This window comes from Brevibacillus halotolerans (genome assembly GCF_026891775.1).
Lineage (GTDB): Bacteria > Bacillota > Bacilli > Brevibacillales > Brevibacillaceae > Brevibacillus_B > Brevibacillus_B halotolerans.
This window is the reverse complement of the sequence record NZ_JAPTNK010000016.1, coordinates 89,695-113,882: the sequence shown is the minus strand read 5'-3', so window position 1 is coordinate 113,882 and position 24,188 is coordinate 89,695. Positions and strand designations below refer to the sequence as shown.

At 41.9% G+C, this 24,188-nt stretch carries 32 protein-coding genes; 8 read left to right on the top strand and 24 right to left on the bottom strand.

From position 1 onward, the window contains the following. The coding region (locus tag O0550_RS18535) for a YolD-like family protein (RefSeq protein WP_258427037.1) at positions 1–253 on the bottom strand (253 nt) is incomplete at its 3' end. A 190-nt stretch (positions 254–443) separates the two neighbouring features. On the opposite strand from O0550_RS18535, the gene O0550_RS18530 reads away from it, so the two are divergent. Further along, entirely contained in the window at positions 444–1,262 is an 819-nt protein-coding gene (locus tag O0550_RS18530; RefSeq protein ID WP_119732347.1) for a hypothetical protein, read from the top strand. Positions 1,263–1,580: 318 nt separating this feature from the next. Here O0550_RS18530 and O0550_RS18525 read toward each other — a convergent pair whose 3' ends face one another. The 16 genes from O0550_RS18525 to O0550_RS18450 form a co-directional block, all read right to left on the bottom strand. Further along, the gene (locus O0550_RS18525) at positions 1,581–1,928 is read right to left on the bottom strand and encodes a YjgN family protein (RefSeq protein ID WP_258427036.1); all 348 of its coding nucleotides are present in this window, start codon (positions 1,926–1,928) and stop codon (positions 1,581–1,583) included. Positions 1,929–2,166: 238 nt separating this feature from the next. Further along, positions 2,167–2,790 carry a glycoside hydrolase family 73 protein gene (locus tag O0550_RS18520; RefSeq protein WP_258427035.1) on the bottom strand — a complete coding sequence of 208 codons (624 nt, stop codon included), beginning with the start codon at positions 2,788–2,790 and terminating at the stop codon, positions 2,167–2,169. Continuing rightward, positions 2,765–3,040, bottom strand: coding sequence for a hypothetical protein (locus O0550_RS18515; protein WP_258427034.1), 276 nt, complete (start codon positions 3,038–3,040; stop codon positions 2,765–2,767). The genes O0550_RS18520 and O0550_RS18515 overlap by 26 nt, the downstream gene beginning before the upstream one ends. Positions 3,041–3,042: 2 nt before the next feature. After that, positions 3,043–3,309 (bottom strand): BhlA/UviB family holin-like peptide, encoded by a 267-nt coding sequence (locus O0550_RS18510; RefSeq protein ID WP_258427033.1) that lies wholly within the window; start codon positions 3,307–3,309, stop codon positions 3,043–3,045. Between the two features lie 99 nt (positions 3,310–3,408). Continuing rightward, the gene (locus O0550_RS18505) at positions 3,409–3,537 is read right to left on the bottom strand and encodes a CD1375 family protein (protein WP_003343061.1); all 129 of its coding nucleotides are present in this window, start codon (positions 3,535–3,537) and stop codon (positions 3,409–3,411) included. Positions 3,538–3,539: 2 nt separating this feature from the next. Then, on the bottom strand, positions 3,540–3,701 hold the full coding sequence (locus O0550_RS18500) for a hypothetical protein (protein ID WP_163244161.1): 162 nt from the start codon (positions 3,699–3,701) through the stop codon (positions 3,540–3,542). Then, positions 3,698–5,374 carry an Ig-like domain-containing protein gene (locus tag O0550_RS18495; protein ID WP_258427032.1) on the bottom strand — a complete coding sequence of 559 codons (1,677 nt, stop codon included), beginning with the start codon at positions 5,372–5,374 and terminating at the stop codon, positions 3,698–3,700. The genes O0550_RS18500 and O0550_RS18495 overlap by 4 nt, the downstream gene beginning before the upstream one ends. Positions 5,375–5,376: 2 nt before the next feature. Continuing rightward, positions 5,377–5,649, bottom strand: coding sequence for a hypothetical protein (locus O0550_RS18490; RefSeq protein ID WP_163246747.1), 273 nt, complete (start codon positions 5,647–5,649; stop codon positions 5,377–5,379). Beyond that, entirely contained in the window at positions 5,649–5,930 is a 282-nt protein-coding gene (locus O0550_RS18485) for a hypothetical protein (RefSeq protein WP_258427031.1), read from the bottom strand. Before O0550_RS18485 ends, O0550_RS18490 begins: the two co-directional genes overlap by 1 nt. Further along, positions 5,923–6,516, bottom strand: a complete 594-nt coding sequence (locus O0550_RS18480; RefSeq protein WP_258427030.1) for a YmfQ family protein — start codon at positions 6,514–6,516, stop codon at positions 5,923–5,925. The genes O0550_RS18485 and O0550_RS18480 overlap by 8 nt, the downstream gene beginning before the upstream one ends. Continuing rightward, positions 6,513–7,340 (bottom strand): baseplate J/gp47 family protein, encoded by an 828-nt coding sequence (locus tag O0550_RS18475; protein ID WP_258427029.1) that lies wholly within the window; start codon positions 7,338–7,340, stop codon positions 6,513–6,515. The genes O0550_RS18480 and O0550_RS18475 overlap by 4 nt, the downstream gene beginning before the upstream one ends. Further along, a complete protein-coding gene (locus tag O0550_RS18470) occupies positions 7,328–7,759 on the bottom strand; it encodes a DUF2634 domain-containing protein (protein WP_258427028.1) in 432 nt (143 codons plus the stop codon). The genes O0550_RS18475 and O0550_RS18470 overlap by 13 nt, the downstream gene beginning before the upstream one ends. Continuing rightward, complete coding sequence (locus O0550_RS18465; RefSeq protein ID WP_258427027.1) at positions 7,760–8,014, bottom strand: hypothetical protein; 255 nt, start codon at positions 8,012–8,014, stop codon at positions 7,760–7,762. 1 nt (position 8,015) lies between these two features. After that, positions 8,016–8,963 (bottom strand): XkdQ/YqbQ family protein, encoded by a 948-nt coding sequence (locus tag O0550_RS18460; RefSeq protein WP_258427026.1) that lies wholly within the window; start codon positions 8,961–8,963, stop codon positions 8,016–8,018. Between the two features lie 6 nt (positions 8,964–8,969). Continuing rightward, positions 8,970–9,548, bottom strand: coding sequence for a hypothetical protein (locus tag O0550_RS18455; RefSeq protein ID WP_022585931.1), 579 nt, complete (start codon positions 9,546–9,548; stop codon positions 8,970–8,972). After that, positions 9,545–12,265 (bottom strand): hypothetical protein, encoded by a 2,721-nt coding sequence (locus O0550_RS18450; RefSeq protein ID WP_258427025.1) that lies wholly within the window; start codon positions 12,263–12,265, stop codon positions 9,545–9,547. Before O0550_RS18450 ends, O0550_RS18455 begins: the two co-directional genes overlap by 4 nt. 135 nt (positions 12,266–12,400) lie before the next feature. Here O0550_RS18450 and O0550_RS18445 point away from each other — a divergent pair, with 135 nt between their 5' ends. After that, positions 12,401–12,796: a hypothetical protein gene (locus O0550_RS18445; RefSeq protein ID WP_258427024.1), complete on the top strand. Its 396-nt coding sequence runs from the start codon at positions 12,401–12,403 to the stop codon at positions 12,794–12,796. Between the two features lie 73 nt (positions 12,797–12,869). On the opposite strand, the gene O0550_RS18440 is transcribed toward O0550_RS18445, so the two are convergent. The 6 genes from O0550_RS18440 to O0550_RS18415 form a co-directional block, all read right to left on the bottom strand. Continuing rightward, positions 12,870–13,079: a hypothetical protein gene (locus O0550_RS18440; RefSeq protein ID WP_258427023.1), complete on the bottom strand. Its 210-nt coding sequence runs from the start codon at positions 13,077–13,079 to the stop codon at positions 12,870–12,872. Between the two features lie 155 nt (positions 13,080–13,234). Further along, positions 13,235–13,384, bottom strand: coding sequence for a hypothetical protein (locus O0550_RS18435; RefSeq protein WP_258427022.1), 150 nt, complete (start codon positions 13,382–13,384; stop codon positions 13,235–13,237). 9 nt (positions 13,385–13,393) lie between these two features. Next, positions 13,394–13,777: a hypothetical protein gene (locus O0550_RS18430; RefSeq protein WP_258427021.1), complete on the bottom strand. Its 384-nt coding sequence runs from the start codon at positions 13,775–13,777 to the stop codon at positions 13,394–13,396. 359 nt (positions 13,778–14,136) lie between these two features. Continuing rightward, the gene (locus O0550_RS18425) at positions 14,137–14,454 is read right to left on the bottom strand and encodes a protealysin inhibitor emfourin (RefSeq protein WP_258427020.1); all 318 of its coding nucleotides are present in this window, start codon (positions 14,452–14,454) and stop codon (positions 14,137–14,139) included. 39 nt (positions 14,455–14,493) lie between these two features. After that, a complete protein-coding gene (locus O0550_RS18420) occupies positions 14,494–15,555 on the bottom strand; it encodes a M4 family metallopeptidase (RefSeq protein ID WP_258427019.1) in 1,062 nt (353 codons plus the stop codon). A gap of 309 nt (positions 15,556–15,864) precedes the next feature. After that, on the bottom strand, positions 15,865–15,996 hold the full coding sequence (locus O0550_RS18415) for a hypothetical protein (RefSeq protein ID WP_268900760.1): 132 nt from the start codon (positions 15,994–15,996) through the stop codon (positions 15,865–15,867). Between the two features lie 335 nt (positions 15,997–16,331). Between O0550_RS18415 and O0550_RS18410 the strand changes: the two genes are divergently transcribed. After that, a complete protein-coding gene (locus tag O0550_RS18410; protein WP_258427018.1) occupies positions 16,332–16,877 on the top strand; it encodes a site-specific integrase in 546 nt (181 codons plus the stop codon). 106 nt (positions 16,878–16,983) lie between these two features. On the opposite strand, the gene lepA is transcribed toward O0550_RS18410, so the two are convergent. Beyond that, the gene (gene lepA / locus O0550_RS18405) at positions 16,984–18,798 is read right to left on the bottom strand and encodes a translation elongation factor 4 (protein WP_022585879.1); all 1,815 of its coding nucleotides are present in this window, start codon (positions 18,796–18,798) and stop codon (positions 16,984–16,986) included. Positions 18,799–19,042: 244 nt separating this feature from the next. Between lepA and O0550_RS18400 the strand changes: the two genes are divergently transcribed. The 5 genes from O0550_RS18400 (at position 19,043) to O0550_RS18380 (ending at position 24,146) form a co-directional block, all read left to right on the top strand. Continuing rightward, positions 19,043–19,555 carry a VOC family protein gene (locus O0550_RS18400; protein ID WP_258427017.1) on the top strand — a complete coding sequence of 171 codons (513 nt, stop codon included), beginning with the start codon at positions 19,043–19,045 and terminating at the stop codon, positions 19,553–19,555. 599 nt (positions 19,556–20,154) lie between these two features. Then, positions 20,155–21,117, top strand: coding sequence for a metal ABC transporter solute-binding protein, Zn/Mn family (locus O0550_RS18395; protein ID WP_258427016.1), 963 nt, complete (start codon positions 20,155–20,157; stop codon positions 21,115–21,117). Between the two features lie 16 nt (positions 21,118–21,133). After that, on the top strand, positions 21,134–21,922 hold the full coding sequence (locus O0550_RS18390; RefSeq protein WP_003338231.1) for a metal ABC transporter ATP-binding protein: 789 nt from the start codon (positions 21,134–21,136) through the stop codon (positions 21,920–21,922). Further along, complete coding sequence (locus tag O0550_RS18385) at positions 21,919–23,265, top strand: metal ABC transporter permease (RefSeq protein WP_096886962.1); 1,347 nt, start codon at positions 21,919–21,921, stop codon at positions 23,263–23,265. Before O0550_RS18390 ends, O0550_RS18385 begins: the two co-directional genes overlap by 4 nt. Then, positions 23,262–24,146, top strand: a complete 885-nt coding sequence (locus O0550_RS18380) for a metal ABC transporter permease (RefSeq protein WP_003338234.1) — start codon at positions 23,262–23,264, stop codon at positions 24,144–24,146. The genes O0550_RS18385 and O0550_RS18380 overlap by 4 nt, the downstream gene beginning before the upstream one ends. Positions 24,147–24,188: the final 42 nt, after the last annotated feature.

Sequence of the window (24,188 nt, the reverse complement as noted above, 5' to 3'; positions counted from 1 at the left end):
CAAACTTCTCTACCCATCCCCAAGCGGATTCTATAACGCCTCTGCCCTCTTTCGTTTCTTTCCAACAGCTAATTGTAAAGGCATAGTCATACTGACGTGAGTCAGATATCCTGTAACAAAACTCGGCCAGCTCATCCTCTTCAATGATCGGCTTCTCGATCAGTTTCTTATCCTCGTGATACTGACGTAACATTTCTGCATGTTCTGGCAAAATAAATTTCGTTACAAGTGGGTCAAGAATTTTACTAGCCATCAAAACATCTCCTCTAAAACACGAATGTGCGTTCTTATTTTATTAGATGATGGGGAGATTATGCAATGGTTAGAAATGGTATTCAAAGATCGACCAACAAAAATAGATGCAATAAACTATTATTTCAATATTTGACATAATTTTCAAATATGAGTATTCTAGTCTTAATAATAGGAAAAGGAGAAATAATATGAAAAGAATCTTGATTTCTGCTCTTACTGTGTTTCTATCTTTAAGTTTATGTTTTAGCGCTTATGCCGAAACAACCCAAACAGAATTGAAAGAAAGTGAACGTGAAACTCTTATTTCAGACATTGGCTTGGATGAAGAAGAACTAGAAGATATGCCTCCTCACATCTTGCAAGCATTGATTGATCAAGGCGCTAAAAAAATTGGTTCAAAAACGGTTACACATAAATTTGATGAAGGTCAATCTGAGATGAATAAATCATTGGCCAAAAAGAAGGATGACGAAGATGATTTTAGCGAAATAAAGTTAAAGGCAAAAGCTTTTGAAGTCGAAAGTGATAGAAAGGGTTATCGAAAATACTTTTTATACGGTAATTTCGAGTGGTTAGAACCCCCAATGTGGACGTTAACTGATAAAATGTCAATCGGATACCCTTCAACAGCCAAATTCTTTTTACCAATGACCTCAAAAGGTAAACCAGATGATCATCAAAATCGCTACTGTACAAAACCAGCTTTTAAAAAGAAATGGGAATGTGAAGATTCTTCAAAAGCATCCGATTGGGACCCAGGTATTGGTGTGGCAGCAGAATATGATCTACAAATGGGAAATAGACAACTACACTCTGGATACATTACTCAATATGTTTACGCTGATAAAAATGAAAGAGGAACGATTAATATTAAATTCCAATATGGGCATAGAATTATAGGTGGTTCCGTATCCGTTTCTTATAGGCCTGTGGGGCTTTCCCTTCAACCTGCAACAGCTACTCAAGTAGCGGATTTTGGTATAGAGTTTAAGTATCCAGAGCTTTAATTTTTCTGACCTTATTACGAGCTTTTCCGATAATGTTAGACACTATAAACTATTGATCTAAGGAGAGATGCTTCTATGATATTACGCACTATTCTATACTGGTTACTCACGACGGCAATAATGTTTTTAGTGTTAATAGTTATCGGAAATATCAAAGGTACTTTTATTGAGCTTATGGTTATATTACTTGCAATCTCCCAATCATTCACCATTGCTTTATTAGTAAATCTTTTGCGAAAAAATAATAAATGACAACCCCACAATCTAATAATCGAAAAATCCCTCCAACGGTCTAAATTCCGTCAGGAGGGATTTTTCTTATTGAAAGGTAGTATGTTTTGTCTTCCATTTTTCAAGTGCGATAAACAACCAAAAACTATATATACCAAGCGTTACGAAACATAATAACCACCATTTTATCCAATTTCCGAACAAACCTACAGCTGTCCCGTTGAATTTCAATCGTCGGCCCTCTATTACTGTGTGCTCGATCTTCCATTTGTAAACTTTACATAAAGCCCAGGGATAGCAAAATCCAAGTGTAAAAAGCGTGATTAGTCCGCCTAAAATTGACCATCCTATGTACTGGAATAAACCGCCATCAAAATATGAGTGCCCTTCTACTTTAGGTACTTCCGTATGAACTACGCTTACTACTTGCTCCATCATTTACCTCCTTTCGACATAAATACTTACTTCTACACATGGTACTTTTTTCCTCTATATTAATAAAAAAAAGCCTCCTATAAAGGAGGCAATTTTTTTCTACTACTTGCTAAATTAAAGTAGTTTTCATCTATTTCAAAGCCTGTTATTTTACGGCCAAGCTTGTTCGCCGCTTCGACCACAATGTGTGCGTAAGGGAAAAGAAAAATGCCAGTTTGGAACCGGCACTTTTCAAAGATTATTCATTTTGAGGTGCTTGCCCACTAGCAACCCTCAACTCATCTGCCAATTGCCCAATCCTCACAGCTTCATTCTTCATTCCCATCTGATTGTACAAAGCCCATTGTCCTTGTAAATGGCTAATAATTTCGTTCGCTACCTCTAGTTTCACTGTTGGTTCCTCCTTGTCATATTTAGCTAGATCGTACTTTTCAATCAATCCAATTAGCTTACCTGGATAATTCGGATCAGTAGCATATCCGCCCTTATGGATAGCATGGCAAGCAGTCTTATAATCAGCACCTAGTACGCCATGATAACGTGTAGGCTTGTCTTTTGTGCCGTTTAGAATTAGCTTCGAATGGTCTGCAATAGACTCTCCCCAATTGTTGTAAGCTCTGAAATTAGCTGTAATGGTTGTCCATTTACCGTTGTAATTCTCCTTTGTAGGCATAGCGCAGACACCCGCTGGACCTGTTCCTTTGATACCAAACAAATTGTTTCCTCGCTTAGTTAGCCCACTCTCTCCCCAAGCTGATTCCAGGATTGCCTGAGCGATCGTAAGAGACGCAGGTATCTTTGTTTTCTTCATGTCGGCTACAGCACTAGGTGCAATCTTATCTATAAAGTCTTGTGGTTTCATTGCTCCACATCTCCCTTTGAAACGAATTTTTAACTCCTGAATGAATCCCAATGGCAGCCGTTGCCTCAATAAAAGCCAGCTTGCCAGCTTCCAGTAAATCTCCCCCGAACAATAAAGCGTTGATTGCATTATAAGCTACTGCCATCACAACAATAGCCAGAGGAATGTAATCATTCGGGAACCAACTTCTTGTTTTCAACCATGCTCCTGACGCCATTACTACTGCAATTACTAAACCAATTTCTATCATCATTAGCCCACCTTTTCTTTTAGTTCTTGTAATTCGTTTTCTAAGCCGTTTAAACTGCGTTCGATCTGTTGCAATGTAGTGGTATTACGTTCTAATTGAATTACCATCCGTTCGTTATGCTCCATGAGCTTGGCTTCGCGTGTCTGAGCCTGTTTCACTAGTTGAGCCTCGCGATCTCTCCCCTCTTTTTTGGTGGAAAATAACAACCAGACAAACAGAGCAGCAAATGGCCCCTGTTGGAGCAATGCGTTCGTTACAGTCTCTTCCATGCTTACCCTCTCCTCATCACCCCCTTTGGGGCAAAAATGAAAAGGGAGCTTATCAGCTCCCCATGAAAAAAAACGCCACTCGTAATAATGAGAGGCGTTTTATGATTCAGTTTGTTCAGCTAAATACTCTGCTACGGGAACCCTATAAATGTCCGGTAAAGATTCAATTTCTCTGCGACCGACTTTTACCAATAGGCTGTACACAGGAATCATATACGCTTTAACCATTTCTACTTCGCTCCTTCTAGTGTTTTTATTTTGGCTTCCATTTTTGTGACTATCTCTTGTAACTGAGCAATAGCTTCATAGGCTTCTATTAGCTCTGGCGAGATTTTACCCTTCTCACGCTCTTGCTCCATTTCGCCCAAATCCATAGGTTTTATTAAAATCAATCGAATGCACCTCCGAATCCTCTTACAATCACAGACTCAGTTGCAACTCCTTTAACAAAAACAAATCGTGCACTAACGCCCCATTTTTCTGCTGTTTTTTCCTTGTTGGTGAAAATAAAGCCACGGTTGAATTTTACATGGTTAGTTGCGTCTTCCCACGTAGGCGACTCGTCAAACGCATTGTTACACACCTCGACTTTATAATCTGCACCAGGAGGAACTGTTGCATCAATCGTTATCAGAATACGTTTAGCAGCGATAGTGGTATCAAAAGGTTTTTTTAAAGAGAATGCTATCTTGTCGGCTGATCGACGGAAAGTAAACGTCCTAGTCGATTTCAAGCCTTTACTATCGGTTGCCTCGATCGTTAACGTGTGGACTTCTGTTAAAGAGAGCCGCAGCCACATGTCCAGCGGGATAGTCAACGTATTTTCCATTTTGTCAGTTCCAGCGAATGTGCGGATTGCCTTACCATTGATTTTCTCAGTGATGGTAAACGTGTCACCCTCTGGCTCTGTGACCGTGTATTTCTTCATAGGAACAGAACTGAGTGTGCCAAAGTCTTCATTTTGTCCGCTGATAACGGGTGGACGGTTATGGACGACTCGGAATTTGCGAGTAATCTCAGTTGATTTGCCACCTTGGTCATCTTCCGCCCAAACAGTTAGGGTGTAATCGGTGTCTTGGGCTAGGTCAGATCCTGTTATATCGGTTGTACCGTCGTAGAGGCGCTTGCTCTTAAATGTTAGCGTTTTAGCAAAAGAAATAGGCGTGCTACCGTTAGATACCCCCGATTGCAACGCCCTTGCCATTCCTTTATTAACTTGGTATTTTACTGTAACTACGTTGTCCTTGTCGATGTCGGATGCGGTGCCTTGAATGCTTAACGTTGCATTTTCCGTAAGCATTTGGTTGTCGGTTGGTGATGAAAGGGTAAGTGTCGGATTAGAGTTATCGGAATACTCGATAGTTACCGTATACTGATAGTAATGGGTATAGCTTCGCGTGTCACTTCCTGATTTTGTAACGGTACCGCGATAGTTTTGCCTATAACTATAAACAGCTGTGGATGGTCTTGTAACCGTACCAGAATACGTTGCCGTTGCTGTGTTACTCCAGTATTCATCAGGGTTTCTTCCAGAACGTGTACAAGTCCCAAAAGAGACGGAACCCGTGCGATATAGAGTTCCACTATACCCACCCTCATTGTAGGAAATAGAGCTAGGCAACGATCTTTCCGCGCTTCTCTCCGCTTCTGGACAAGAGTTCATCATACCACTTGATGCGGATTTGCTTTTCGATACTTGCTTACTATCCCCTGTTGAGCCACTTACAAGTGTTTTTGTTGGACTGCCGTCTTTACCTAACGTTCCACTAAAGCCCCCGCTATTATAGGAAATACTGCTCGGAAAGGAATTAGATGAGCTTGTCTGCGAAGTAGTTACCTCTTTACTTTGAGAGGGTGTGTAGGAACCTCCCGTTTGAATCCACCGTGTGTAGGAACCTCCACCGAATGAAAACGTTACAGTATTGCCACTTACTTTATACGATACCGTTCCCGTATTAACCGTTACAGACTTAATACTTTTTAAACCTGGTATAGTTAAGGTATGAGTTTGTGAGCTGTATGATAATTCATGGAATTGTTTTTCGAGCTTTTTTATCGTTGCCACTACTATACCACCAACCTTTTGTTAGCCTCGTCGTACCAGCCTTCTGTCAAACTCACGTCATTTAAAGTCACAAAATTTTCGAAGAACACATTCCCTGTAAAATTATTAAACAGTGCATCTTTAATCGTCTGTACCTCGATCTGGAGCGCGGCAATCGCTACCATATGCTGTTCCAGTAGCTTGTGTGCATCATCTATCCCTTTCTCCCATCGATTAATATCTGTTTCCATGACAGGATCATCACCCTGCCAGTCAAGTTTTGCTTGGTATGGCATTACTCTTTCACCCCTCTTACTTCAAATTCAAATCGAAATTCTAACGATTGATCGTCCAGCACGTCTATGTTCGCAGTCCTTTCGGTTATGGGATTCCCTAAATCGTCCAATAGCTTCAAAGAGGATACCTTGGTTATTCCCATCACTGGTTCTGTGATCACAATGACCTTACCTTCTTCCTGCTTGATAGACCTCAATTGGACAGTTTGGTTATTTAATATAAGGGTAGACGCTCTCTTTGCTAAATCCTCTGCAACCCGTTCCAAATAGGCTTTATCCATCAACAATCACCTCATTTTGGTATGTAAGAGGGGTCATGCGAACTCGAAACTCATGAACCTTGTGATATCTCCTTTGGTTTACTTTGATAGTCTCAACGAACTCAATTCGATCATAGCTTGCTAACTGCGGCATAAAAACATGGGGAACCCGCTTTCGCTTATGAATATCATGTACCCATGAAGCAATGTCATATATGGATTGTAACGGGACAGAAATATAGAAATAACCTGTATCTGGGCTTTCTGTTATCTCAATTCGGTCCATTCCATCTGGTGAGATAAATAATTGAGTTATTTCTTTTGCCATAGCAGGAGTAAATGGATTAACCTGTCGGTACTTCGCAATTACTCTCGCCCGTCTCGTCTCATAGGAATCTCCAAGCTTTGGCACAACTTGAAACATGTATTCCCAAAACACCAAGCCCCATGTGGCTGTTTGGATATTCATTTGTTGCTCCAGGTCTGTTTTCTTACCTCGCTGGTAATCTATCTCCCTGCCAGCTCCGTCAAAATGATGTACCGCTACCTGATTCTCGTACCAATGGGGCGGCAGCATAATCCGATATCTTTCTGGAATCATCGTCATTTCACTATCACCGCTATTGATTTAATAATAGGTATCGTAGCAAAGGATATGGAGATATTAGCCTGACCCTCGTTTAATTGAACCTCACTATAATCAATGACTCCTGGTACTTTAAACAGTCGGTAAATCTCGGAATATAATATCTTTGTTTTCTGGGCAGAAACATAAGCACGTATATTACTTTCAATTTGTGCGATAGTCGCTGTAAGATCAGTAGTAGACTCCCATTCGATCAATTTACCTGAGATGGTAATTTCGATAATTCGAGCAGGAGACACAAGAATCTTATCGTTTAAGTGATGTTTGTCAGGTAAAGCCAAATGGTTTTGCACAGCTTTAATAAGTTCCTCACTTGCAGGCATCCCCTCCTGATTGACCAGAGCAATGTGTACTGTATTAGGAGCCTCTCCCCATATGAACACTTCTCCTACATTGATAACTTCTTTTATCCAGCGTACATAGTCAGGTTCAGCACCTCTTCCCTCTTCAGAAGCCGCCTTTTCTATTAATCGTTGTCGATATAAACCGTCTAATTCGTTCTCTTTTCTCCTCACACCTAAAAACACTCCCCAAGCATCCAGAAAATCCCCATCTGCCCAAGGTAAATACCATTGTAAAAAGCGATACTCGTCCAATTGCTGCTGCTCAGAAATTTCTATAGAAAGTGGGTAAAGAAAATCATAAAAAATTTCGCCTTCTCCTTCTGGAGGAGGGGCTTCTCCACGAGCCAAGGCTAAGACTGTCGCTCTGTTATGCATCCGTTGGTAAATCTCTTCGGCTGTCTCACGCAACAAGGGCATTTCTGGCTTTTTTATCTCTGCCATATATCCACCACCACCTTAGTTTTTCCTCTTAATCCTTCGATCTGCAATGAAAAAATAACGAGCTTCCTTTCAAATTTAATATCTATGACCTCTGCCCGCTCAATCTCCGGATGAGCTTCCAGTGCCTCTTCCGCTTGTAATTTAACGACAGGCAATCCAATCACTGAGCGCATTTTTCCAACGTCGTCCAAAAAATCCACTCCGTATTGCTCAGAGTAGATCAAGTAATGAAACCGTTTGGTGTGTAATATTTTCTTGGCTGTTTCTTCTACATACTCAGCATAGGTACTGGTTTTTAGATAACGCCCATCCATACCTTTGATAAACTGCATTGTCGTCCAATCTATTTTATACGTCCATGGAATGGGAGAAGCCTCATCCTCCGAAATATCGCCAGTACCCTCTAATTGCGGAAACATTTACACCACCTCACCTAAAATTAAATACTGGCCATTCGTGCAGCTGATCAATGCAAATTTACTTCCGATATGTTTTTCTGTGATTTCCAAATCCTTTAAGACAACAATATCTTTATCCTCCTCTTTTAAAGGAGAAGGATCATCGTCGAGCTTGATAACCATAGGGCGTAGACTAGTAAGTATCCCGAACTCGACCTGTGAGTTAACCACGCCCGCTCGTGCAGATCCCATAAGTTTGTGAATAACCTGATGCATATCACCCTCTCCTTTCTAGCTGCAATTCCATCGTATATTCACCTTTCCAATGGGCGTTACAAGAGGTAACAATCCATTCCGTGATTGTCTTCCCGTCTTTCTCCATGATTTTTATTAGCCAACCTGCACGAATTTTAGAGGCTGTCAGATCATTGTGCCTGATCGTGCAAGAGCGAGTTTTCGGAACCTTAGACAACTCCTCTAATTGCTTCGAAGCTAAAGAAGAAAGGTCTTTCTCTTCACCTGCATCAATAATTTTCTGCATCCGGCCATACTTGTTTATCAACTCTTGTTTTTCTTTCGTTACTGAACTGGCGACTTTATCATCTTTATACCGTTCTACCGTTACCGAAGTGTACACTTCTTCTAGGCTTCCGCCTGTAGAGCTCGTTTCTAGCAAAGACGCTTTAAAAATAGGAACGGACTTGTTACTCCCTTCAGGAAGTAGCTCCAATTTATTTCGGTGCGCCTGTAGAAAATATCGCCGGCCTGTCTTATCATTTGCTTTTTCCGTCAGGTCTGTGATCAACGAGGCGTAAGATTGAGATGATAACCGTTCTTTAAGTTTGAAACCAAAGGCTGGACAAGAAAAAGAGATACCAGACGCTTTTACAATTCGCTCCAGTTCTTTACCCGCATCCCCGTTGATATACGGTTTAGATACATCATTTTTCTGGAGATACCAGGATATTTCGTATGCTTTTGCGCTTACATCTCCGGTTTTATCGTCGATTTCATAATCAACTAACGGTCCGTAAAAAAACTCTTCCCTCTCTTTCACTTGATTATGAAAACACATCATAATACCTGCCGGCGCTAAATAGGGAGATTCTTTTGCTTTGATGTCGCATACCTGTGCGATTTGCCCTCGTGATGAGCTCCACGATAGCTCTGTCACTTTCATAGATAAATCAATTCGCTGGCTACCCTGTCCATATATCACACGCATTTCTAATCACAACCCCATTTGAGCTCCGGATAACTTATCACGGATTTTTGTACGCTGCATCTCTTGTTGAGAGGGAACAAGAGGAATAATCTTTTTCTTAGCCTTCTTCCCCGAAGTGTTAGCCCTCTTTTTCTGTGGTTTTGATTTAATCGTAGGAGGAGCTAAAAGTTGTTTACTGTTTGTCCACGTAATAAACTCGTCTTTAATAAAAATAGGGAGTTCAATACTCCCATAAAAACCAGCATTTATCCCCTTGAAACTCCCATCAACCGGTCCAATCAGTACATTCCAAGCAAGATTCAATTCATCAATTGTGAGCAGAACCTCTTTTCCTGAAATGCGATCCAATCCGGCTAACCATTCACGGGGCCCTTGATAGCCTTCTACCTCTATCAAATCATTGGTAGGATCTCCTGGCAGCCAAAAATCAAAAGCAATTGATTTCGCTCGATTGGCTGCAATCCGATTTTTTGATACAAGATTGATCGTTGTCGTTACTTCTGTATCATTTCCGTACCCTTTCATTTGGATCTCACCAGGTGTTACCGGAAAGGTTAGTCGGTATTTCCCTTGCATCCGAATCATGCTATCCCTCCTGCTGTTTCAATTGCATCTAGGAACATGGTGGATACCATGCGTTTTACCTCATTGCTGACCGCTGGGCTTTTAAGCAGCTTCAAAATGCCCTGCACATCTTGTAGAACGCCCTCTGCGTTTAGTTGTATCGAAATAGGTTGAGATTGGATGGTAAAATTAATCTGTTGCACGATACCCGAGTTAGGAACTGCTAAACCAGATACTGTAGATCGGGGAATCCCACCATTTGCGTAAGGCTGAATGCCGAGTGCTCTTCCCGTTTTCGTATACAATTCTAATGCTCTTTTTCTTCGACCTGCTGATAGAGGAATGATCGCCTCCGGTCCTGCCTCCCCGACTAGACCTAGATGCGGCCGGTTAATCATCCCACCGTTAGCATAGGGAGTCGCTGAAAATGAAGAGAATGCCCCTGAGAAAAAGCCACTTGCATTCGATGCCGCATCTTTTAGCGACTGGATAAGGAAAGAACCTTGCTCCATTACACTTGAAGCGATAGAACCTACACTAGCAGCAAAGGCTTTCGTCCCCTCGCTTGCATCTTTCGTTTTATCTCCCCAGCCATCCCATAACTCTTTTATTTTTTGAGCTCCCCACTCTCCCACGGATGAGCCCATGATTCCGCCTACTATTCCTCCAGCAGCCGTTCCGATACCAGGTAATATAGCTGTTCCGATCGCTGCACCCGCAGCCGCACCTCCCCAGCCACCAAGTGCCGATCCACCCGCACGAACAATAGCGTCTGCCTTATCATCGGATGAGAGTACGTCAGCTGCACCATAGACGGCCCCTAGCAGGGGAATCTTATTTAGTAAACTGCCACCAACTTTAGAGCCTATTTTACCTAGCCATGAAGCTCCGCCGCTTAGTTTTTCAATCCCTTTTTTCCATATACTTTGAGGTACTTCTTCAGCTGCATGACTTACGGTTTTTGGTACGGCTTGTAGACTAGGCTTATTTACCTTGGCCACACTCTCTGCATGCAGGGACCCTCCTGTGTTCGGAACCAATTTTAATGTAGGAGGAAGTCCTTTCTTTTTCCCACCGAACCATTTTCGTTTTTTCTTTCTTTTTCGCCTGTCTGGATCGTAGTCTCCCCCTCCATAGTCATCTTCAGGGGCTCTCTTCAATTTTCCAACGGAAAGGGAAAGTAAAGATCGTATTGCCATTCCAAGTGCCGTGTTAAATGTTTTTAGCGCAATGTATCCCGCAACCAATCCACCGATTACTGTAGCAACAGCTCCCGTGGTGGACATGGATTCCAATACTTCCTTTACCCATTTAGCCCCCTTCGCTAATTCACGCATAACAGGCGATAAGTGCTCTCCCATTACGATTCCTAATTCAAGCATCTCGTTGGATAGTGTATTTTTTGCCTCAGTGAAAGAGTACAAAGGGTCGTTATCTTTATAGGTTTGATACGATTTATCCAGATCACCTTGTTTACTAAACTGGCTACTGTCCATCTTGCTAATCTTTCCTGATGAGCGTAGCAATTCCGCAAAAGCCTTTGTGCCTAAATCCTCTCCAGGACCCGCTCCAATTTCATTGAGCAACTGCTGACGGATATTTTCATCACTGATTCCGCCAAAGGTTTGCATAAGAGCTCCTACAGCGTATTGTCTGTCGGCCGCACTGCCTGAAGAAATTTTTTTACTCACCATTTCGGATTCTGCCTTGGCTCGTTTGGAGGCTTTATCTCCATCCATTCCTTGGGCCTCATACGTTGTTTTTAAGGCGTTTTCTAAATCACCTTGGTTATAGAGTTTTAAAGTTGTTTCTTTTAACGCGTCGAAACCTTTATCAATGGACCACAGCCCGTTCATTTCTCGCATTAAGGCGGCTAACTTCTCAGGAGTATCTAAAAACTTAGTAACTTGGTTGCTGTACTCAATAATAGAGTCAAGAGCTTCCCCACGGATATCCGTTGTGTTTTTCGTGATATCGGCCAGTGTATCCCCGAACCTTCCAACATCCGTTACCTCTTTCCAAGCATTCTGCATGGCATATATGGTTTTTTGGTATTCTTCGGCCCCGCCCATATCTGGTCGAATGGCACTGAGCTGTAGGGCTTGTTTGGTAATGGTGCTAGCGCTACCCCTTGAAAGGTCTTGGCTCTTTGCATATCTTTCAGCTGACGTCATTAAATCAACGATCGTAGCACGATCTACATTTTTATTGATCGTAGTAAAATCGGTTGCTTGCTTACGAAAGGCAGTCATGTCTTGAGCGCCTACGTTCATCGCTCGTCGTGCTTCCGCTTGCGTGTTTGCTGTTACTTGACTGAAGAAGCCAGGGCCTCCGTTAGCTAACGCACCACCAACCATACCGCCCGTAAACCCTGCAAAAGCAACCTCCACTTTTTGTCCGTCTAACTCTTTTAATCGCTTACGCAAACCCGTCAGCTCTTTTTCTGCTTGATTATCTACACGCACTTTTGGAGTGGAACGAACCATACTCAGCGAATGTAGGCGCGATCGAAGCTGCCTTACATCTTGATTCATGTGTTGCACATTGCGGGAAAATTCTCGCTGTGACTTTGAAGAGACCCCTCCCATGCGCTTAAATTCTTTTGCTGTCTTATCCGTTTCTCCGTGTAAACGCGTAATTTCAGCACGTGCTTTCCTAGTTGATTTGGCAACGTGTTGTAATTCAGGAGACATTTTGTTTTGCGTGCCAAGTATGGCCGTTACTCTAGGCTTAGCCATGTGAATACCTCCTTTCTCTAATACTTTAACTTTTTTATAAAAGCTCTTGCTCCTAACAAAACTATTCACTAATAAGCGAATACCCACATAACATGTGATTGACTCTTACTTAATCTTAATTATGAGGTGAAATGAATGGCGATAGATTTAGGAATGCAAAATCCACCGAAAATTAGTGTTCCTGTTGCAAATAATCGAATACTCGAAATTTATTCAGGCAGATTAAACGCACCAAATGGCGCCCCTCTTCTCAAAGGAACTGGCCCCAATTGGCATTATGAAGACTTTAACTTTTGGGTTCCTACTTGGTTAAGCCAAATTGAGCAAATTACCACGTCTGCTCAATTAGCTACCATTTATAATCAGGAAACTGCTGTAAATGCCGGATGGTCTGTGGAGGTTGTCAGGTTCAATACTGATCTTGTTAGATCGAATCGTTTAATTTTCATTCAACCACGTTTAGGCGTTAGAGATATAGATGGATTTATATATGCCATTGATTATCAAATTCACGTAGTTGGTTTGGCATAAATGAACATTGATCTGTTATCCTTCTAACGAAATCAAATAAAAAAAGATGCCCTCTTACATGTGGCATCTGCTCCTAGAAATATATGAATGATAGCAACCAAAATGTGATACCTGGCACTAGAACCGAGATTATATATGCAATAGCCCCTTCTAATAAGCTTTTATCTTTTGATGTTAGGTATTTCAGCCCTCCCCTAGTAATCGCGTAAAAGAGCATCATTCCTGATAAAAACATCATGATACCGCCCACAAATTTAAGAAAGCCCAAAACAAATTCCCACATAAACGATTCCCCTTCCTCGTTATCCCCTCCTCTCTCTACTTAAAAATGGAGTCCCATCCCATCACCATCAAGCTAAAGCGAAATGATGATGGGATGGGACTCCTACAAGAGAGATTGTTTCGTATAACATATCACGAGCACCCTGCCTCATCCGGCTAAATAGTAGTTTCTACTTGTACAAACATACGTTTATTACTCTTCTCTACAGCACCCGTAGCTCCTGCAAATGTAGTAGTGTCCTTCCCGTAAAATTTGTTTGCAGTTGGGGCAAATAGTTTCTTGTCGTGGATTAACACGCATGACATATGTGTCCTTCATATTGAAGACCGATTGTATAGCCTCGCGTCCACCATGTTCATTGAGTCCCTGCTGTATGAACTCAAATGCACCATACACCTGCCCACACTGGCACTTAACATGGTTGGAGTAGTCAATGTCAGATTGCTCATCCTCAATTCAGACTGGATTCGAGCCTTTTCTTCCTCAGACACCTGCTCAAGTCCCGAATCCCTGATCCTCCTAGGGGTCCAGTACCACGAGTTGACTGCTTTGTACTGAGCGTGGGTAAGGTAAAAGGTGGCAGTTCTGCCTTCCCTCACAGCGTTCTGCACTGCAGCAATTATAATGCCATTCTCCGCCGCCATCACGGCCTTGCCGCTACTAACAACTGACTCGATATCATCTATCGAAAACTTCATATCTCATCACTCCAATTTTCTTTTTTTGGTGCGATTACCTGTAGAAGGCGCGCGCCACCCTAAGCTCCATTATCACCAATAAAAATATTCCTACATACTTCCCTCTACTTATTTTCAGATCAAAAATCGTTACAAAAATGATATAAGGTGTCACCTTACATATCCATCAACTTAAAAAAACAAATTAAATCCCAAAAATAAAATATGAGTCCAATGCTTCGGCATTGGACTCATTTCTCTAAACTTAATGGTTATATGCATGGAGATATATTTTTCAGACAACAACAGTACTCGAATAATATAGTCGAGCAAGTATCGCTTTATAATACACTAGTACTTTAAATGTTAATTTATTTTTGTTATTCCCTCATTTTTTCTGCAATAGCAAGATTACGTAAATAATCTAATAAAGGGCGCACTTCCTGCGGAGCTGTTATATCGGTAAATAAGAAGGACTTTTTCTTTTTATCACCTTCTATCCTAAGCTCGTAAAGAAAAGCATCCGCTCCTTGGATAGTAGCAACCTCTCCTTGACTTAATTCGAGGCTGAAAAGATTAGATTGCTCAATTAAATCTAATAATTCTTTCGTTTTTTCCTTTGGTAATTCATCCGTATCTGCCTGAAAGGTTAAGTCAAAGTTAGCAATTCCTCCTGAACAGCTAAATTGGATATACATGTTAATTATTGAGCCTCCACTTCATGATAAAGCCCCCAATTAATAAGGTAGTCCAACAGCTTTAAAAGCAGATTCTACAGTTTTGGCTGCTGTTTTAGGAACTTCTCCACTATCGACAAGTTTTTGTGCTGCTTTGATAACAATTTGGACAAATTGATTAAAATTTGTAGTTGCAAATAAGCTTTGGATTGCAGTATACCATATCAAGGCTGCTTTATCTGTTCCAATTTCTATGGACACAAGATAAAACACCTTATTTGGTATACCACTATTAATATGAACACCGTGGTGATCGCGATCTCCTTGATAATAGTTTTTCATATGATCGGGTTGCATATCCTTACCCATTAGTTTGTTGTCAAATGCAGTACCGGGTGCTTTCATTGAACGAAGGGCTTGTCCTTTTAGTGTTGGCCCCATTATATCAGCACCAATTAGCCAATCTGCATCTTGTGCTGTTTGCTTTAAATAAGCTTGTTTAATTGCAATACCAAATACATCCGAAATATGTTCATTCAAGGCTCCGGACTGGCCTTCATACTCTAATCCGTTAATGAACTGCGTAATACCATGTGTAAGTTCGTGCCCAATGACATCGAGTGAATTTGCAAAACTCGTAAAAATAATTCCATCACCATCACCAAACACCATTTCATCACCATCCCAATAGGCGTTTTGGAAATTGTGACCATAGTGGACGTTCAGAATAAGATCCAAACCATTGTCGTCAATAGAATTACGATGGAACACATTCTTGAAATAATCACGCACAATCCCAGCATAATCATACGCATGGCCGACCACAGTATCTCCACTTGATCTGTCTCCTTCTTTCCTAACCTCATTAACCCGAAGTTCTGTTCCTCCTTTACAATCGTATACATGGCGAGCAGATTCACCTCGTGGTCCTGTTCCTGCATCAGTTAAGGTAACAACACCATTAATATCATATTCCTTCAAGATTCTGCGTTTTCGAATATGCCGACTTTTTGCTAAACTGATTCGTGCAGCTTCTACTTCGTTTTGAGCTAAATTCTCTAAAATATAGTTAGGTACAATAAAACACTGGCAATTTTTATGCGAACAACGTTTTGTATGCAAATTTAACACCCTTTCATGATAAAAATAAATGACCTCCCCTTTAACCTGTTCTTATTGCATCAGATTTAAACATTTTATTGAATAAATTCATTAGGGATATAGATATATGTTCATTAACTAAAAAGATTTTAATACTCTCAAATACAAAACGTCATTCTTTCTAATCTAGCTTGTTTAGAAAGAATGACGTTTTGTATTTTGGACTCTTAAGTTGATGGGCATGTGGTGGCACCCCCTAAATGTAAATATATAACATTCGACATTTGTTCTCTCCCTAACCTTCACTCGTTAGGGGGAGAACAGGAAACGCTACGACGTTTCCCGTTCTTCTAACTCTACTTTTTCGCATGCAAAAATAAAAAGCTTTTGCATATGCTTATCTACCTCATAATCGAGAATATCCGAGGGGAGGACTCGTCTAATCAAGTAAGACCTTGCCACGTAATAAGCCTCTCCATCGGTTTTTATGAGTTTTTTAGCTCTTCCACCGTTTCTTCTTCCGTTTTTACCTTCCGATTCACTTCGTCAACTGCTGCTAATAAGGCAGCGTATCCTTCTTTGTCGTGACCGAAGATCGTATTTCCCTTTTACCTTATAGGCTTTCAAGAGTTCTACATTGTGCCATTCAAAATCGTGTTCGGTAGCTTTTACAATTCGTGCGTCATTGAAGCGAAACCAATCAAATTTATCGTTTTTATCAGCCTCACGCTCGCAAGCACGTAGTTCTGCCATAGAGAGTTCACGAACTTTCCAAGTCTCTCCGTCTGCATACAGGTGTGAGGGTAGGAGAAGGTTGTGGGCTTCAATGGGATCAAATAGATTTTGAGGAAAAAACAATGGAGATCAATCAACAATTAGTAGGTATTAAAGATCAAGAAACAGGTAAAACAAATTGGTCTCTTGGTCCGCCAAAATCTAAAGCGAGTTATCGTACAATCCCAATAAGCAACGCATTAGTGGAAATTTTAAGAAAGGAGAGGTTACGTCAAAAACAAAATCGTATAAAGTATGGTGAATTTTACCTCAAGTCAGACTTAGGTGATTTTGTTTGCATTAAAGAAAATGGAGAGATAATCACTCCATCCGTCGCCAAATACCACACTAGAAAAGCTTGTGAGGCTTTGGATATCAAATTTAATTATCACTCATTAAGACATACTCATGCAACAATGCTAATAGAAAGAGGTATGCCTATTAAAACAGTCCAAAAAAGATTAGGGCATAGCCGATCAGCTATTACTGAAGACCGTTATGTTCATCTTACACAAAAAATGGCACGTGACGCTGCTGACATATTTGATTCTATTGCACACGAATTATAATTGTCGGCATTTTTTCGAAGCGGTGGCAAATGGGTGGCAACTTCCACCTAAAAGGTATCCGCGCGCCACCCTTAACACCACTCAAACCGTTGGTATAACTTACTTCTTACTTATCATCCATACGTAAAACAGCCATAAATGCTTCTTGTGGCACTTCAACGGAACCTACCGCTTTCATGCGCTTTTTACCTTCTTTTTGCTTCTCTAATAGCTTACGTTTACGGGAAATATCCCCCCCGTAACATTTTGCCAATACATTTTTACGCATTGCGCTTATCGTTTCACGCGCTACGATTTTTTGACCGATAGCTGCTTGAATTGGCACCTCAAATTGCTGACGAGGAATTAATTTTCTTAGCTTCTCACAAATCACTTTACCACGAGGATAGGCTGTATCCGTGTGTACGATAAAGGACAGGGCATCGACAATCTCGCCATTTAAGAGAATATCCATTTTAACTAGCTTAGATGGTTTATAGCCTGCCATTTCGTAATCAAAGGAAGCATATCCTTTTGTGCCTGATTTCAACATATCGAAGAAATCATATACGATCTCAGACAATGGCATATCATATTTCAATTGAACACGATTTTCGCCTAGATATTGCATATCAAGGAAATCACCGCGCTTGCCTTGGCAGAGCTGCATAACATCTCCTACATAATCCTTTGGCACCATGACGGTAGAGGTTACATATGGCTCTTCAATTAGCTCGATTTTTTGTATCTCAGGCATTTTGGATGGGTTATCAATTTCAATAACCTCACCATTGGTTTGTGTAATGCGATAAATTACGCTCGGCGCTGTAGTAATCAGATCAATATTGAATTCACGTTCAATACGCTCCTGAATGATTTCCATGTGTAAAAGTCCTAGGAAACCACAACGGAAACCGAATCCAAGCGCTTGCGATGTTTCTGGTTCAAATTGCAAAGAAGCATCATTAAGCTGCAATTTATCAAGAGCATCACGTAGATCGTTGTAATCACTGGTATCAATTGGGTACAATCCACAAAATACCATGGAATTAATTTTACGATAACCAGGCAGTGCTTCCGCAGCCGGACGACTGGCGTCTGTAATCGTATCACCGACTCTAGTATCCCCAACGGTCTTAATAGAAGCGGCTACGTATCCTACATCCCCCACCGTCAATTCATCCACTGGAGTCTGACGAGGCGTAGAGGTACCTACTTCCGTAACCTCAAACGTCTTGTTGGTTGCCATCATCTTAATTTTCATACCTTTTTTCAAGGTACCATTGACGATACGCACAGAAGCAATAACACCTCGATACGCATCAAAATAAGAGTCAAAAATCAGGGCTTGCAAAGGAGCCTCAGGGTCTCCTGTTGGAGCCGGCACTTTTTGTACCACAGCTTCCAGCACATCTTTAATACCAATTCCCGATTTTGCAGAAGTAAGAACAGCGTCGCTCGTATCTAGACCGATAACGTCCTCTACCTCTTGTTTCACACGATCTGGTTCCGCACTTGGCAAATCAATCTTATTAATGATTGGAATGATTTCCAGATTGTTATCAAGCGCCAGGTACACGTTTGCTAGAGTCTGTGCTTCAATACCTTGCGCTGCATCCACGACTAGCAGCGCTCCTTCACAAGCCGCCAAACTACGTGATACTTCATAGGTGAAGTCGACGTGTCCTGGTGTGTCGATCAAGTGAAGAATATACTCCTCGCCATCGTCTGCTTTATAGTTCAGGCGAACAGCGTTTAATTTAATCGTAATGCCACGCTCTCTTTCCAAATCCATCGTATCAAGGAACTGCGCTTCCATCTCACGAGCAGTCAAAGCTCCTGTCAGTTCAAGAATACGGTCTGCCAGGGTAGATTTCCCATGGTCAATATGGGCGATGATAGAGAAATTGCGAATTTTTTTCTGCCTTTCCAGACGATCCATTTCTTCGTTCCCTCCCACGGATAGAATGATCTGCTCATTCGTATCCGCTAAAAAATACACTAAGATTAATAATAGCAAAAAGGTAGTATTTGAGCAAGAAATGGCTATTGATAAACGCCGCCTATTTCGATTCTCGCTCCCTCTTCTATTGAACTTGTGATACATTGAATGCAACAGCATCCCACTTTTAATACGTGCAAAGCTATTGGCCGACTGTGAATTGTTCATGAAGGAGAGATATTTTATGTTCTTGTTAGACCGATTGATTTACGCAACGAACCGGCCCGATGAAATCAACCAAATCATAACACAGGAGCGGGGCTATACTTGTATTGCTACTGGCCAATCCTTCCCTGGGATTACTACTCGTCTTTATCCGTTAGCAGGCGGTGGTTTTCTTGAGGTTGCTTACATAGAAGATGAATCCCGTGTACCAGAGTCAGAATCTGGTCTAGCGCTGCAAGCCTTCATTCAAAAACACCAAGAGGGTTATTATAGCTTAGTCTTAGAGACCGATGATATGAATCACGTGGAAACCATTTTACAACAAGAAGGATACCCCATTCATTTTTCTGGTACACAGCAAATTGCTCTTCCCTCAGGGGAACCGATGATGATGCGTATGCTTGGCACTCACGAACATCTGCCTTGGTTTGTTCAATACGAAAAAACCACTGTACCACGCCCCGGCTATCCCCAAGCAGCCATCATCCGCACAGCATCATTGGTAGCGGACGTGCAATTGCTGGAAAATTGATTGGCTTTTCAGCAACCTTGGGACAATATCTGGATATGCATACAGGTTTTCTTCCGCTAGCAAATGCATCCTTACGCTTGGAGTCAGCAGATGCTAACAGCTTTAGTTATTTTGAGCCAAAAGGACTGCTCCTAGATGATACCAAATATGTGTAAGACTCTGGCTCTAGTTTTAAAAAAGCTTTAGTTGGGTACACACTTCTTAGCTCTTCATGCAGATCATAACGAATTGGCTTCTTCATTTCTATTAGATACAGACTCGGTGCTAGCCGAGTTTTTTATTTGCCAAAGAGATACTTCAGCACCCGCTTCTCTCCCCTCAACTCTACTACCCTATCGAACAAATTACCCAGTTATTATTGTTTACAAACAAGTCCTGTATGCTTTTGCGTCTCAAATCTCGATTGGCTCCCTTTCATTCGAGTATTACGGAGTTTAACAGAGTTTAGGTATCCTTATTCCTGCATGGTTACATGATCAAGCACCAATTTCATTAAGGTAGCATATGGTAAAATTGTTGCACTCGGGCAAATGTTTGTGATAAAGTTGACCTCAGGAAACTTTTTAGCATAAAGATAAAAAAATTGTAGGAGGACAACTATGCAACTATTGAAAAAACAGCGTTGGTTTTCATTCCTTAGCGCTTCCGTCTTAGCCTTATCACTTATGCTGACAGGCTGCGGACAACAAGCGACTAGCGGTGATACACAAAAACCACACCACGAAGGAACATGGAAAATCACCACCACTACTGGTATGGTCGCAGATATTGTAGCAAAGGTCGGTGGAGATCAAGTAGAGGTTACTCAATTAATGGGTGCTGGTGTAGACCCCCATTTATACAAAGCATCTCAAGGGGATATCAAACGAATTGAGAATGCCGACATTGTCTTTTATTCCGGTCTTCATCTTGAAGGAAAAATGGTTGATATATTCGAACAAATGAGCAAAAAAAAGCCAGTTATTGCAGTGACAAAACAAATCCCGAAAGAATTATTACACGCAGATCCTGAGTCACCAGATCAGCCAGATCCACATGTTTGGTTCGACGTATCCCTGTGGATGAAAGCTGTAGAGCAAGTTCGCGACTCCTTATCTGAAATTGATACCCTACATAAAGAGCTGTATTACACAAATGCGACAAACTATTTAAAACAATTGCAAGAATTGCACGATTATGCCAAACAACAAGTTGCAACTGTTCCTAAAGAGCAACGTGTCCTAGTTACCGCTCATGATGCTTTTGCTTATTTTGGTAAGGCATATGATATTGAAGTTGTAGGCCTGCAAGGGATTAGTACAGCTTCTGAATATGGCTTAAAGGATGTCCAGAACCTGGTAACTACCCTTGTTGATCGAAAAATCAAAGCTGTTTTCGTAGAATCCTCAGTACCAAAGCGCTCGATTGAAGCCGTAGTTGAAGGGGCTTCTGCCAAAAACCACAACGTTGTCATCGGCGGGGAGTTATTCTCTGATGCAATGGGCACGCCAGGCACGCCTGAGGGGAACTATATCGGTATGGTAAAGCATAATGTAGATACAATTGTCTCTGCTCTCAAATAAAAAAGGAGGGTCCTAAATGAATCCCGTTACATCATACGAACCACTCTCCGTCAGCGATTTGACGGTTGCCTATCAGAAAAAACCAGTCCTTCGAAATGTCACACTTACCATTCCTGAAGGCAAATTAATCGGAATTATTGGACCCAATGGTGCAGGGAAATCAACGTTTATCAAAGCCATTCAAGGGCTCATCCCTGCTGCCTCTGGCCAAGTCCACATCTATGGAAAACCCTATCGCGAGCAACGCAAGCTAGTAGGCTATGTCCCACAGCGTGAAACCGTTGATTGGGACTTCCCCACAGATGCTCTTGATGTTGTCCTAATGGGGCGTTACGGACGTCTTGGCTGGTTCCGTAGGCCTGGCAAAACCGATAAGGAATGGGCCATGGAATGCCTGCGTAAAGTAGGGATGGCTGATTTTGCTGATCGTCAAATCAGCCAGCTTTCGGGTGGACAACAACAGCGTGTCTTCCTAGCGCGTGCTTTGGCTCAGGAGGCTCAAATCTATTTCATGGATGAACCCTTTGCCGGTGTTGATGCTGCTACAGAGAAAGCAATCATTCTCCTTTTGAACGAATTAAAGGAACAAAATAAAACGGTGTTGGTCGTTCACCACGATCTTCAAACCGTTACGGAATATTTTGATTGGGTTGTCATGATTAATAAGCGAATGATCGTAAACGGTCCAACAGAAGAAACCTTTACCACAGAGAATTTACAAAAAACCTATGGAGGCCGCTTACAAATCTTAGGTGATCGGCTGGCCCTATCCACAGACAGGTCCAAGCAGGAGGGGTCAAAATGAGTTGGTGGCAGGCTTTGCTAGATCCCAACACACAATGGGTTCTAGCTGGTTGCATTCTACTTGGAATCAGTAGCGGGGTACTCGGTTGCTTTGCCTTTCTCCGCGGTCGTTCATTGATGGGTGATGCCCTCGCCCATGCAGCCTTACCTGGCGTTTGTCTAGTCTTTTTACTTACTGGTTCAAAATCAGTTGGCTTATTTTTACTTGGGGCAGTCCTATCCGGGCTGGTTGCTACTTACTTTATCAGTATGATTTCGCGCCACTCACGAATTAAAGAAGATACTGCCCTTGCGCTTATTTTATCCGTGTTCTTTGGAATCGGAATCGTCTTGCTTACTTATATCCAGCATAGCTCCAGTGGAAATCAAAGCGGTCTGGATAAATTCTTGTTTGGTCAAGCTGCTTCTTTAGTTGGTAACGACGTCAATACAATGGTTGTTGTAGGAGCTATTTTAATTTTGTTAACAAGCTTATTGTTTAAAGAATTTAAACTGCTCTCGTTTGACGCTGGATTTGGTCGCGGTTTGGGATTGCCTATGGGAATGCTGGATGGGTTATTAATGGTCATGCTACTGATGTCTGTGGTAATTGGTCTGCAAGCGGTAGGAGTTGTGCTAATGGCAGCCATGCTGATTACCCCAGCAGTTACAGCCCGTTATTGGACGAATAAACTAGGGTCAATGGTTATACTCTCCGGTGTATTTGGAGCATTGAGCGGAGCATTTGGAACATTGCTTAGCACACAGGTTCAAAATTTACCGACTGGTCCCATTATTGTACTGGGTGCCACAGCTTTATTTTTGTTTTCACTCATTTTTTCACCAAGTCGTGGTGTCTTGTTTAAACTCATTCGTTTTTTACGTTTGCGAAATCAGGTTTTGCAACAAGATGTCCTGCGCTCCCTATATGAATGTATGGAACACGAGATTAAACAACAGCGTATATCCCATAATCTGTATATACCTGTGAATCGGCTTAGTCAAAAAAGTGGAAAAGCACATGCTGCTGTAGTCAAAGCCTTATCTAGCTTGCAAAAGAAGGGCTGGGTTGCCTTTGACAAAAGCCGTCTGGAGCATTGGACATTCACGAAAACAGGTGTAGAAAAAGCACACGATCTCATTTTGAATCAACGCCTGTGGGATTTGTTCCTCATGAATGAACAAAAGTATCAGGGCTATGGTGTTGATCAAAATGAAGAGCTAATTGTACATCAGCTAACCAAACCACAACTGAAACAAATGTTGGCTGAGCTAGAACACTATGATATGACGCCTTTACTTCTCGGACATATGTCCCCCCCTACTTCCAGAAAGAAATCGGAACAGGGAGGTGTTCCCGTATGAACAGTTTTTGGATTATTTTAACCGGATCATTGGTAGCCGCTACATGCGGCTTCCTCGGTTGTTTTCTCATTTTAAGACGAATGGCTATGCTAGGTGATGCGATAAGTCATGCGATTCTACCTGGTATTGCCCTAGCTTTTCTCATTACGAATAGTCGAGAAACGTTGCCTATGCTAATCGGTGCCGGAGCATTTGGTCTGCTTACTGTCTTTTTGATTCAGCTTTTTCGAAACAGTGGTGTTAAATCAGATGCAGCCATCGGGGTAACCTTTACCGCTCTATTTTCTATTGGGGTTGTGATCATCTCTTTGTTCAGCTCACAAGTAGATTTAGATTTGGATTGTGTACTATATGGAGAAATCGCTTATGTACCGTGGGATACACTTACTATCGGTGATCTGGATCTGGGGCCAAGAGCAGTCTGGGGAATTGGCATCGTCTTCTTGGTCAGTCTGTTGGTTATCTCGCTCTTTTATAAGCAATTTAAGCTCTGCACATTCGATCCTGCAATGGCGGCTGCTATTGGCATTCCAGTCGCTTTGTTCCACTATCTTCTAATGGGGCTGGTCTCTATGGCCACTGTCGCCTCTTTTGAAAGTGTTGGCGCTATTCTGGTTGTTGCTATGTTGGTTGTACCTGGAGCGACTGCCTACCTGCTGACAGACCGTCTACCTGTCATGCTAGGGTTAAGCATGCTGATCGGTGTCCTATGCTCTGCACTCGGTTATGCTTTGGCAACCTGGTTAGATAGCTCCATCGCTGGCGCCATGACAGTTATCGCGGGGCTATTATTCGCCCTGGCTTTTATATTCTCACCGCGTTATGGTCTTATTTCTAAGCTACTTGCCCGTCGCAGCTTACGTGTATCTGAGCAGGAATAGTTGCGTTGGCTTGCAACTCTAACAGCAAAGCCTCTCTCTTAG

Excerpts from the sequence above, each read along its gene's own strand:
- O0550_RS18485 (WP_258427031.1), bottom strand. The coding sequence starts at position 5,930 with ATGGATAAAGCCTATTTGGAACGGGTTGCAGAGGATTTAGCAAAGAGA.
- O0550_RS18390 (WP_003338231.1), top strand. The coding sequence starts at position 21,134 with ATGAATCCCGTTACATCATACGAACCACTCTCCGTCAGCGATTTGACG.
- O0550_RS18480 (WP_258427030.1), bottom strand. The coding sequence starts at position 6,516 with ATGACGATGATTCCAGAAAGATATCGGATTATGCTGCCGCCCCATTGG.
- O0550_RS18530 (WP_119732347.1), top strand. The coding sequence starts at position 444 with ATGAAAAGAATCTTGATTTCTGCTCTTACTGTGTTTCTATCTTTAAGT.
- O0550_RS18445 (WP_258427024.1), top strand. The coding sequence starts at position 12,401 with ATGGCGATAGATTTAGGAATGCAAAATCCACCGAAAATTAGTGTTCCT.
- O0550_RS18380 (WP_003338234.1), top strand. The coding sequence starts at position 23,262 with ATGAACAGTTTTTGGATTATTTTAACCGGATCATTGGTAGCCGCTACA.
- O0550_RS18440 (WP_258427023.1), bottom strand. The coding sequence starts at position 13,079 with ATGTGGGAATTTGTTTTGGGCTTTCTTAAATTTGTGGGCGGTATCATG.
- O0550_RS18455 (WP_022585931.1), bottom strand. The coding sequence starts at position 9,548 with ATGATTCGGATGCAAGGGAAATACCGACTAACCTTTCCGGTAACACCT.
- O0550_RS18430 (WP_258427021.1), bottom strand. The coding sequence starts at position 13,777 with ATGAAGTTTTCGATAGATGATATCGAGTCAGTTGTTAGTAGCGGCAAG.
- O0550_RS18425 (WP_258427020.1), bottom strand. The coding sequence starts at position 14,454 with ATGTATATCCAATTTAGCTGTTCAGGAGGAATTGCTAACTTTGACTTA.
- lepA (WP_022585879.1), bottom strand. The coding sequence starts at position 18,798 with ATGGATCGTCTGGAAAGGCAGAAAAAAATTCGCAATTTCTCTATCATC.
- O0550_RS18505 (WP_003343061.1), bottom strand. The coding sequence starts at position 3,537 with ATGGTTAAAGCGTATATGATTCCTGTGTACAGCCTATTGGTAAAAGTC.
- O0550_RS18460 (WP_258427026.1), bottom strand. The coding sequence starts at position 8,963 with ATGCGTGTGATATATGGACAGGGTAGCCAGCGAATTGATTTATCTATG.
- O0550_RS18470 (WP_258427028.1), bottom strand. The coding sequence starts at position 7,759 with ATGTTTCCGCAATTAGAGGGTACTGGCGATATTTCGGAGGATGAGGCT.
- O0550_RS18395 (WP_258427016.1), top strand. The coding sequence starts at position 20,155 with ATGCAACTATTGAAAAAACAGCGTTGGTTTTCATTCCTTAGCGCTTCC.
- O0550_RS18515 (WP_258427034.1), bottom strand. The coding sequence starts at position 3,040 with ATGATAGAAATTGGTTTAGTAATTGCAGTAGTAATGGCGTCAGGAGCA.
- O0550_RS18520 (WP_258427035.1), bottom strand. The coding sequence starts at position 2,790 with ATGAAACCACAAGACTTTATAGATAAGATTGCACCTAGTGCTGTAGCC.
- O0550_RS18525 (WP_258427036.1), bottom strand. The coding sequence starts at position 1,928 with ATGGAGCAAGTAGTAAGCGTAGTTCATACGGAAGTACCTAAAGTAGAA.
- O0550_RS18450 (WP_258427025.1), bottom strand. The coding sequence starts at position 12,265 with ATGGCTAAGCCTAGAGTAACGGCCATACTTGGCACGCAAAACAAAATG.
- O0550_RS18435 (WP_258427022.1), bottom strand. The coding sequence starts at position 13,384 with ATGTCATGCGTGTTAATCCACGACAAGAAACTATTTGCCCCAACTGCA.
- O0550_RS18490 (WP_163246747.1), bottom strand. The coding sequence starts at position 5,649 with ATGCCATACCAAGCAAAACTTGACTGGCAGGGTGATGATCCTGTCATG.
- O0550_RS18465 (WP_258427027.1), bottom strand. The coding sequence starts at position 8,014 with ATGCATCAGGTTATTCACAAACTTATGGGATCTGCACGAGCGGGCGTG.
- O0550_RS18475 (WP_258427029.1), bottom strand. The coding sequence starts at position 7,340 with ATGGCAGAGATAAAAAAGCCAGAAATGCCCTTGTTGCGTGAGACAGCC.
- O0550_RS18385 (WP_096886962.1), top strand. The coding sequence starts at position 21,919 with ATGAGTTGGTGGCAGGCTTTGCTAGATCCCAACACACAATGGGTTCTA.
- O0550_RS18510 (WP_258427033.1), bottom strand. The coding sequence starts at position 3,309 with ATGGAAGAGACTGTAACGAACGCATTGCTCCAACAGGGGCCATTTGCT.
- O0550_RS18400 (WP_258427017.1), top strand. The coding sequence starts at position 19,043 with ATGTTCTTGTTAGACCGATTGATTTACGCAACGAACCGGCCCGATGAA.